This window comes from Pseudarthrobacter polychromogenes (genome assembly GCF_014644495.1).
Lineage (GTDB): Bacteria > Actinomycetota > Actinomycetes > Actinomycetales > Micrococcaceae > Arthrobacter > Arthrobacter polychromogenes.
The window spans coordinates 219,093-225,980 of the sequence record NZ_BMKU01000008.1; the positions used below are offsets into that span (position 1 = coordinate 219,093).

Here is a 6,888-nt window from a genome sequence, read left to right on the forward strand (position 1 = left end):
GGAAGGGTTGCCCGGCGGCAGCACCGCCTTCTTCTACCTACCAAAGGGTCCCGCCATGAGTTCCCCCGCACCCGCCCCCCACGACGTCCTGATGCCCAGCGGCCCGGAGGTCGCCCGGCCGGGGTTCCTGCCCAGGCTGGGGGCCGAGGCGTTCGGCACCTTGTTCATCGTGGTGGCCGGCCTCGGCGTGCCCCTGTTCACCATCCCGGATTCCAGCCCCCTTCCTGCTGCACTTGCCGCGGGCCTGGCCGTGACCGCCGCGATGCTGGCGTTCGCGCACGTTTCGGGCGGCCACTTCAACCCCGCCATCACGTTGGGGCGCCTTGTGGCAGGCCGGATCAGGGCCGGAGCTGCCGCCGCCTATGTGGGCGCCCAGTTGGCGGGGGGACTCGCAGGAGCCCTCGCGCTTTACGGGATCCTGCGCACCCTGCCGGGCATCGCGGACAGCCGCACCGCTTTTGACACCGTGACCGCCGGCTTCGGCGAACACTCCATCATCCAGGCGCCGCTGGCGGCAGTGCTGCTCCTTGAAATGCTCGGAGCCGCTATTGTCGTCGCGGTCTTTGTGGGCACGTCCGGCAGGGACACCCGGGACGGGGGCAGCCGATCTGCAGCCCCCGTGGCCGTGGGCCTGACCTTTGCAGTGCTGCTGCAGCTGGGCCAGTCAGTAGGGAACCTGCCGTTCAACCCTGCCCGCGCTGTTGCGTCCGCGGTGTTCAGCTCGGGCTGGGCCGTGGGGCAGCTCTGGGTATTCCTGGCCGCCCCGCTGTTGGGGGCTGCAATCGCCGGGCTGGTCTTCCGGAGCATCGGTGCTGGTGCTGGTGCTGGTGCTGGTGCTGGTGCTGGTGTCGGTGCCGTCGTGCAGGCCGGGACCGGAGAAGAAGCCAATGAGGCAGGGGAGTCCGCCGAAACGGCCGAACCCGCATCCACCGAAGCCCAGGAATTCTTTGACGGCAAGCGGGGCTGACGGTGAACGCGGCGGTTGCGCCTGCTGTCAGTGGCAGCCGATAGCTTAGGAACATGCGGCTACTACATACATCGGACTGGCATCTGGGGCGGTCCTTCCACGGCGTTGGCATGCTCGATGCCCAACGGGATTTCGTTGACCAGTTGGTCCGCACGGTTACTGAGCACGGCGTCGACGTCGTCCTCGTGGCCGGGGACGTCTATGACCGTGCCCTTCCCGGCGTCGACGTAGTGCGCCTGCTGGATGATGCCTTGGTCCGCCTGACAGCCGCGGGCGCACAGGTCGTGCTGACCAGCGGCAACCATGATTCCGCCATCCGCCTGGGTTTCGCCTCCCGCCTCCTGGAACGCGGGGGAGTCCACCTCCGGACCAGGATCGAGAGCCTGGACCAGCCGCTGTTGCTGCCCCTGGACGATGCCCCTGACGGCCACCCTGCTGAAGCTGTGCTGGCCATCTACGGCATACCGTGGCTCGAGCCCCGTCTTGTCGCGGAACAGCTCGGGGTGGACACTGCCAGCCACTTCGAGGTCACCCGGGCGGCCACAGCGCTGATCCGGGAGGATATCGAACGGCGTTCAGCCTCCGCTGCGGTCCACTCCGTGGTCCTGGCGCACACGTTCGCCAGCGGAGGGATCAGCTCGGACAGCGAACGCGACCTCAGCATCGGCGGCGTCGGAGCCGTACCGCTGGACCTCTTCGACGGCTTCAGCTACACCGCGCTGGGCCACCTGCACGGCCGCCAGGCCCTCTCGGCGCAGGTCCGGTACTCGGGCTCGCCGTTGGCGTATTCCTTTTCCGAAGCCACGCACCGGAAGGGCGGCTGGCTCGTGGACGTGGGCTCGGAGGGGGTCAGCTCCGTGCAGGAAGTCCTGTGGGAAGCGCCCCGGACGCTGGCCGTGCTGCGCGGTCCGCTGGAAGAGCTGCTTGAGCTGCCCGAGCACCAGTGGGCCGAAGCAGCCTACTGCCAGGTCACGCTGACAGACGCCCAGCGTCCAGCCCGGGCTATGGAGCGGCTCCGTTCCCGGTTCCCGGACACGCTGGTCCTCGGCTTCGATCCCGAGGGTGGAACCCCGGCGGCCGCTTCCAGCTACAGCAGCAGGCTCGCCGAGGCACCCGACGACCTCTCGGTATGCTGCGGCTTCCTGGAACACGTGCGGGGCAGGGTCCCCGATGACGCCGAAAAAGCGGCGCTCGCAGCCGCGCTGGAGAACGTCCGCCTCCTGGAGGCTTCACGATGAGGATCCACCGCCTGCAGATTTCGGGGTTCGGCCCTTTCGCCGGCACCGAGGAGATCGATTTCGACCGGCTCAGCGCACACGGCCTCTTCCTGCTCAACGGCCCCACAGGTGCCGGGAAAACCAGTGTCCTGGATGCCATCTGCTTTGCCCTCTACGGTTCCGTTCCGGGAGCCCGCCAGGACGGTAAGCGGCTCCGCAGCGACCATGCGGAGCCGGCGCAGGAACCCGCCGTGACCTGCGAGTTCTCGGCCAAGGGACGCCGCTTTGAAGTGACACGGTCCCCGGCCTGGGACAAACCGAGCGCCCGGGGGAAGAACGGCTTTACCACCCAGCAGGCCAAGACCCTGCTGCGTGAACGGACAGGGGGGACCTGGACGGACAAGTCGGCCCGCAATGACGAGGCCGGCGCTGAGATTCTGGCGCTGCTGGGCATGGACCGGGAGCAGTTCACCCGGGTGGTGATGCTGCCACAGGGAGATTTTGCCGCGTTCCTGCGTTCCAAGGCCACGGACAGGCTGGAACTCCTGCAAAAGCTGTTCGGTACCGAGCGGTTCGAATCCGTGGAGCAGGAACTCTCGCGCCAGGCGCAGGCGGCAAAGGATGAGGTGTCCCACCTTGCGGGCCGGCTCGAACTCCTGGCAGCCCGCGCGGAGGCCGAGGCTGCGCGCCTCAGCCTAGACAGCTCCAGCGCTCCCTCCCCGGAGAACACCGAGGCGCGGCTCGGCTGGCTGGAGGAAGCGGTGGCCGCCCGCCTTGAGGAGCTGACGGCGCAGGCAGGGCGGGCCGAGGCCGCAAGCACCGAATGCAGGAACGCCGTTGGCGTCGAAACACTGCGCGCCGACCGGCGCCGGAAGCTCGACTCCGCCGCAGCCCGGAAACTGGCGGTGGAGCAGGGGGCGCAGCTGCTTGGCGATCACCTCCTTCGGCTGGCCCGGCACCGGAAGGCCGAGGTCCTGCAGGGGCAGCTGCTGAACGTTGATGCCAGTGCCGCCAAAGCCCGGAGCGCCGCTACCGCCGTGGAGTCAGCCTTTACCCTGCTCAGCCTGGCTGCGGGAGAGGACCCCGAACTGGCGGAGTTGGAACTCCATTTAGCGCCGCGCCCCGCAGCCGATGCCGCAAGGCCTGTCGCCGGAGCTGCAACCGAGTTGGGCCGGCTGCGTTCCCTCCTGGCCGTTGTCGAGGCCAGGCTGCCGGACGAAGACCGGCTGCTGGCCCTTCGGAAGCGCCACAGCAGCCTGCTGAGAAAGCGGGAGGAGCTTGCCGCGGCCCTGGAACAGGCAGGCAAGCGCGCCAAGGAACTGGCGGACGAGCGGAGCCTTCTCCAGGACGGGCTGCAGGACCTGGAACAGCATGCGGCCACCGCGGCACTGCGCCGGAAGGAAGCTGCAGCAGCGGAGGAACTGCTGGACGTGGTCAGGCGCTACGGCTCCGCCGTTGCCACCCGGGACCTGGTGAAGGTCCGCCATGACGAATGCCGTGACCGGCAGCTGGAGGCGAAACGCCGCTGGCTGGACCTGAGGGAGCAGCGGCTGGCCAATGCCGCTGCCGAGCTGGCTGCAAAGCTGGTCCACGGGGAACAATGCCCCGTTTGCGGCAGCCTGGACCATCCCGCTCCGGCCGGGGGGAGCTCCGGTGGCCCGGAACTTGCACAGGAAGAGGAAGAAGCCCGGCTGGTCCACGAAGCAGCGGAAGCCGCCTTTGCCCTGGTGGCCCGCGAGCTGGGGGAGGCCAGCCAGCTGGTGGCGGTCCTCGCCGGGCAGGGCGGGGACACCGCGGAGGATGAGGCCCTCAGTGCGGCGGAGGGTGCGCGCCGGGCAGCGGCCGACGCCGATGGGGCAGTGAAGGAACTGGAAGCAGTCAGGCTGCGGCTCGGCAAACTCGAGACCGCTGCGGCGGCCGCCCTGGAATCCCGCACAGGTACCGAAGGCGAGCTGGCGCGGACCGCAGCGTCACTGGCCGACGTGTCCGAACAATCCTCGGCTCTGGACCAGGCGCTGGCAGGGCTAAGGGGCACCCACCGCAGCCTGGCCCAGCGGCTGCGTGCCCTGGAGACCGCCGTGACTGTGCTCAACAAGGCGGTCGAGGCGCAGGCGCACCTCGACAGGATGGAGGCCCAGGCAGCGGAGGCTCTGGACCAACTGGAACTGGCACTGCCTGCGGCCGGTTTTACATCCGCTGGCGAGGCACGGGAGCAGCTGCTCGACGTCGATGAGGCGGCTGCGCTCGAGGCCCGGGTGCGGGCAGCCCAGGACGAGGAAGCGAGAGTGGCGGAGCTGTTCGCGTCCGACGATGTCCTGCTGGCACTGGAGGAGAAGTCCGCGGGCTACGAGCTGGACCAGGTACGGCTCGACGCCCTGCGTGAAACTGCGGCAGAGGCTCTCCAGGATGCCCGGGATGCTGACCTGGCTGCCGGCATGGCCGCCCGGTGCCTTGCCTCGCTGCGCGGCATCCGTGCTGAATACGAAGACCTGGCAGGCTCAGCACGACAGCCGGCAGAGCGGGCTCAGATGCTGGCCGGGCTGGCCGATGCGGCGGCCGGGCGGGGCGAGAACAACTACCGGATGAGCCTGAACAGCTATGTCCTGGCCGCCCGCCTGGAGCAGGTTGCCGTGGCCGCCTCCGAACGGCTGGTGGCCATGAGCGATGGCCGCTACCTGCTCCAGCACACCGACGCCAAGGCCGCGCGCGGAGCAAAATCGGGGCTTGGACTTGAAGTGGTGGACCAGTGGACCGGGTTCCGCCGGGACACCTCCACCCTGTCCGGCGGGGAGTCGTTCATGGCTTCCCTGTCGCTGGCACTTGGCCTGGCGGACGTTGTCCAGCAGGAGGCAGGCGGAGTGGAAATTGAAACCCTGTTTGTCGATGAGGGATTCGGAAGCCTGGACGAGCAGTCCCTTGAACAGGTGATGGACGCCCTGGAAGGGCTGCGGGACGGCGGCCGCGTGGTGGGACTGGTCAGCCATGTCGCAGAGATGAAGCAGCGGATCGGCGCCCAGCTCCAAGTGCTCAAGGGCCGGAACGGCTCCACCCTCCGGATATCGGACGGCGCGGACGTGCCAGTGTGACCGTGCGGTCCTCTAGCCAATCTGCGCTGTGACCTGACGGCGAGGCGCCAGTGTGACCGTACGGCCACACCAACCGGCGGGCTGCGCTGCGGGCCAGATACGTAAGCGCCGGTATAATTGCCTTGTTACCGGGTTGCGCGCATCGGGAGGAGGGACGATGCGCACGACATGAACGAGCCCGGAATTGAACTCACCCGTTTCACCCGCCAACACGCACGTACCCGGCCCCGCCGCCGGAGAGCTGCCATCGCCTCCGGCGCCGGCCTCAGCCGCCGCTCCTCCACCTGCCCCGGGAGAAACCCCTGCAGCCTCCCGCGGACGCTTCGCGAGGCTTCCCCTTCTTGCCGGCCGCGCCTTTATCCCCCTGGGCCTGTTTGCACGGCTGCCGTTGGCCATGCTGACGGTGGGGACGCTGACCCTGGTCACGTCAGCCAGTGGCTCCTACGCGCTGGGCGGGATGGCGGCAGGGGCCGTGGGGATCGGTTCAGCCGTGGGCGCGCCGGTTCTGGGAGCACTTGCCGACCGCAGGGGACAACGCCCCGTGCTCCTGATCGCCGCGCTCCTGAACAGCATTGCCGTGGTGGCCCTGATCCTGGCCGTGTGGGCAACGGCGGAATCCCCGGGTGTCCCCGCAGCGGTCCTCGCCGCCTCCTTCGTCTCCGGTGCCAGCTGCCCCCAGGTGGGCCCGCTCGCCAGGGTCCGATGGATGGCCCTGGCCGCCCACGGCTCGGCCACGGACCAAACACGGGACCTGGACACCGCCCTTTCCTACGAAAGCACCGCAGATGAGGTGACCTTTGTCCTGGGCCCCGCCCTGGTGGGAATCCTGGCCAGCCTGCTGGCGCCCTGGCTGCCGCTCGCAGTGGCGGTTGCACTGACCATCACCCTCGTTCCCGCCTTCGCAGTACACCGGACGCACCGGGCAGTTCCGCCCAGCAGGCCCGCCAGGGGTGGGCAGGTGCCGGCCGGTCAACAGCCAGGGGCCGCAAGGCTCCCGGCGGCGGTAGCCCTGCCCGTGTTCGCCATGGTGTGCATGGGGACGTTCTTCGGTTCCACCCAGACCGCCCTGAGTTCTTTCTCGGCAGGGTTTGCAGGCTCTGAGGCAGCCGGCCTGCTGTATGCCGTCATGGGGCTGAGCTCGGCGGTGGCTGCACTGTCCGTTGCGTACTGGCCGCAGAGCTTCGGCCTGGCCCGGCGCTGGGTACTGTGCGCCGCGCTGATGGCTGCGCTGTCCCTGTTGCTGCTCCTGCCGTCTTCAATGCCCGCGATGGTGGCGGCGCTGCTGATCCTGGGCCTCCCGGTGGGCCCGGTCATGGTCACGGTTTTCGCTGTTGGCGGGACTGTGGCTCCTGCGGGCCGCCTTGGGACCGTGATGACGGCGCTGGCCAGCGGCATCGTGGCGGGCACGGCGATGGGGTCTTCCCTGGGCGGCCACCTTGCCGAAACCCACGGCTACGCGGCGGCCTTCCTTGTCCCCGTCTGCGCAGCTTCGGGGCTGGCGCTGCTGGGAGCGGGAGCCGCCGTCGTTCTTCGTCGGAAGCCCTAGGTGTACTGCCCAGGGACGTTGGTTCGGTGAATGTGATGACTCGCTGGAGTCGTTGAGCCAAAGGTGAGGACC

General features: G+C 69.0%; 4 protein-coding genes. All 4 read left to right on the top strand.

All coding sequences use genetic code 11. The features are described 5' to 3' along the window. Positions 1-55 precede the first annotated feature (55 nt). The 4 genes from IEX43_RS14125 to IEX43_RS14140 all read left to right on the top strand — a co-directional run bounded on the left by IEX43_RS14125 (position 56) and on the right by IEX43_RS14140 (position 6,816). Positions 56-967, top strand: coding sequence for an aquaporin (locus IEX43_RS14125; protein ID WP_188811918.1), 912 nt, complete (start codon positions 56-58; stop codon positions 965-967). Positions 968-1,020: 53 nt separating this feature from the next. After that, complete coding sequence (locus tag IEX43_RS14130) at positions 1,021-2,205, top strand: metallophosphoesterase family protein (RefSeq protein WP_188811920.1); 1,185 nt, start codon at positions 1,021-1,023, stop codon at positions 2,203-2,205. After that, positions 2,202-5,270 carry an AAA family ATPase gene (locus IEX43_RS14135; protein WP_188811922.1) on the top strand — a complete coding sequence of 1,023 codons (3,069 nt, stop codon included), beginning with the start codon at positions 2,202-2,204 and terminating at the stop codon, positions 5,268-5,270. The genes IEX43_RS14130 and IEX43_RS14135 overlap by 4 nt, the downstream gene beginning before the upstream one ends. 184 nt (positions 5,271-5,454) lie before the next feature. After that, a complete protein-coding gene (locus IEX43_RS14140) occupies positions 5,455-6,816 on the top strand; it encodes an MFS transporter (protein ID WP_238340505.1) in 1,362 nt (453 codons plus the stop codon). Positions 6,817-6,888: the final 72 nt, after the last annotated feature.